Annotated in this window: 3 protein-coding genes; 1 reads left to right on the top strand and 2 read right to left on the bottom strand. The window is 72.4% G+C overall.

The features are described from left to right. Positions 1-854 (bottom strand): family 4 glycosyl hydrolase (locus ACWD0F_RS51940; RefSeq protein ID WP_449890543.1); only part of this gene is annotated, 854 nt, incomplete at its 3' end. A 10-nt stretch (positions 855-864) separates the two neighbouring features. Continuing rightward, on the bottom strand, positions 865-1,617 hold the full coding sequence (locus ACWD0F_RS51945; protein WP_449890545.1) for a DeoR/GlpR family DNA-binding transcription regulator: 753 nt from the start codon (positions 1,615-1,617) through the stop codon (positions 865-867). Positions 1,618-1,749: 132 nt separating this feature from the next. On the opposite strand from ACWD0F_RS51945, the gene ACWD0F_RS51950 reads away from it, so the two are divergent. Continuing rightward, a partial coding sequence (locus ACWD0F_RS51950; RefSeq protein ID WP_449890546.1) for a PfkB family carbohydrate kinase occupies positions 1,750-2,572 on the top strand: 823 nt, incomplete at its 3' end.

Here is a 2,572-nt window from a genome sequence, read left to right on the forward strand (position 1 = left end):
GCCTGGTCGGGCCGGGCGCGCACGGCCGCGTAGAAGTCGCCCTGCTGCTCCAGCAGCGACTCCCCCCGGCTCCGCCCGGAGATCGCGGCGACGGACTCCCTGGTGAAGTAGTAGTAGTAGAGGTATTCGTTGGGCAGCGCGCCGAGCGTGCGCACCCAGTCGGCGCCGAAGACGCGGGCCTCCTCGACCCGCCGCAGCGCCGCGTCGTCGGCGAGCAGGCCGGGCAGCACGTCGCGGCCCTGATGGACGAGACCGCGCAGCCAGCCGAGATGGTTGAGCCCCACGTAGTCGGGCGCCACCCGCGCCGGGTCGAGCCCGAGGGCGGCGGCGGCCCGCCGGATCAGCCCGATGGGCGAGTCGCAGATGCCGACCACCCGGTCGCCGAGCACGCGCCGCATGGCCTCGGTGATCATGCCGGCCGGATTGGTGAAGTTGATGACCCACGCCTGCGGGGCGAGGGCGGACACGCGTTCGGCCACGTGGACCGCGACCGGGACGGTGCGCAGGCCGTAGGAGACGCCGCCGGGGCCGGTCGTCTCCTGGCCCGGCAGGCCCAGCTCCAGCGCGACCCGCTCGTCGGCGGTGCGCCCCGCCAGGCCGCCGACGCGGATGGCGGAGAAGACGAAGTCCGCGTCGCGCAGCGCGGTGTCCAGGTCGGTGGTGATCCGCACCTCGGGCGGGTCGTCGTGGCCGGCGGCGAGCTGGCCCAGCACGTGCCGGATGGCCTCCAGCCGCTCCTGGGACACGTCGTGCAGGACGACCTCCGTCACGCGCGGCTCGGCCCGGTCGCGCAGGAGCGCGCCGTAGACGAGGGGGACCCGGAAGCCGCCGCCCCCGAGCACGGTGAGTCTCATCGGCATCCCTTCACGCGAGCAGCACTTCGGCCCCGGCCGCCGCGCAGGCGCGCAGAGTGGACTCGTCGGCGCCGTGGTTGGTGACGATCACGTCGACGGCCTCCGGCCCGCACACCCGCAGCGCGCCGGAGCCGGGGAACTTGTGCCGGTCCACGAGCAGCACGACCTGACCGGCCGCCGCGATCATCGCGCGCTTCAGCGGCACCTCGGCGAGCGTGCTGTCGACGAGCTGCCCGTCGGGGCGCACGCCGCTGACGCCCAGGAACACCCGGTCGGCCACGACCTGGCTCAGCGCCGCCTCGGTGAGCACGCCGACCAGCGAGTGGTAGGTCCTGCGGACCATGCCGCCCAGCAGCAGCAGCTCGGTCACGGAGTCGGTGCGGAGCACGTCGAGGACGGCGAGGCTGGAGGTGACCACGGTGACGCGGCGCCCGCGCAACTGCCGGGCCAGGCGCATCGTGGTGGTGCCGATGTCGAGCAGGATCACGTCGCCGTCGGCGACGAGCTGCGCGGCGCGGACGGCCACGACCTCCTTGTCGTGCTCGTCGACCGCCGCCACCTCGGCGAAGGGCCGGTCGGCGTCGGCGTCGGCCAGGGCACCGCCCCGGACCCGCCGGAGCGTGCCGTCGCGGTCGAGCACCTCAAGGTCCCTGCGGATGGTGGACGGGCTCACGCCGAGCTGGCTGGCGAGATCGCTGACACTGGTGGCGCCTGAGAGACGGACCCGGCGCATGATCTCGGCATGCCTGAGGCGCTGAAGCACGGCGGCAGTCTATCAGTCATAATCGCGCATAAGTAAGCATCTTGTGCCAGCAATTCGCGTGAAACACTTGAAGTGTGCGAGCAAACGTGCAAGATTGCGCACAACTCGGTGTGTCGAGGAGGAGTCATTCCGGTGTCTGTCCAGGCGTACGATCCTCTCGCCGATGAGCGGACCCCCTCGGGCCCGCGGTTCGACGTGTTCTTGGCCGGCACCGTGTTCCTCGACATCATCTTCACCGGTCTGCCCTCGATGCCCGCGGCGGGAACCGAGATCTGGGCCGAGGGCATGGGCTCCTGTCCCGGCGGCATCGCCAACCTCGCCATCGCGACCAGCCGGCTGGGCCTGCGCACCTCGCTGGCCGCCGCGTTCGGCGACGACGACTACGGCGACTTCTGCTGGCGCACGCTGGAAGAGCAGGAGGCCGTCGACCTGTCGCGCTCGCGGCGCTTCGAGCACTGGCACTCGCCGGTGACGGTCTCCATGGCGGTCGACCGCGACCGCAGCATGGTGACGCACGGCCATCCCGCCCCGATGCCGACCTCGGAGATGATCGGCTCCCCGCCGCCGTCCAAGGCCGTGATCGTGACGCTCGCCGCCGACGAGCCGCTCGACGCGCCCGGCAGCCCGTGCAACTGGGCCGAGCTGGCGCACCACAACGGCGCGCTCATCTTCGCCGACGTGGGCTGGGATCCGTCGGGCAGCTGGCCGGCCTCCGTGCTGGAGCAGCTCAGGATCTGCCACGCGTTCATGCCGAACGCCATCGAGGCCATGGCCTACACCGGCACCGACACCCCCCGCGACGCGCTGTACGCGATCGCCGACAAGGTGCCACTGGCGGTGGTGACCGACGGGGCCAACGGCGCGATGGCCATCGACTCGACGACGGGCGAGGAGGCGTTCGTGCCCGCGCCCCGGGTGACGGCGCTCGATCCGACCGGCGCGGGCGACGTCTTCG

It is taken from the genome of Nonomuraea sp. NPDC002799 (assembly GCF_053592075.1).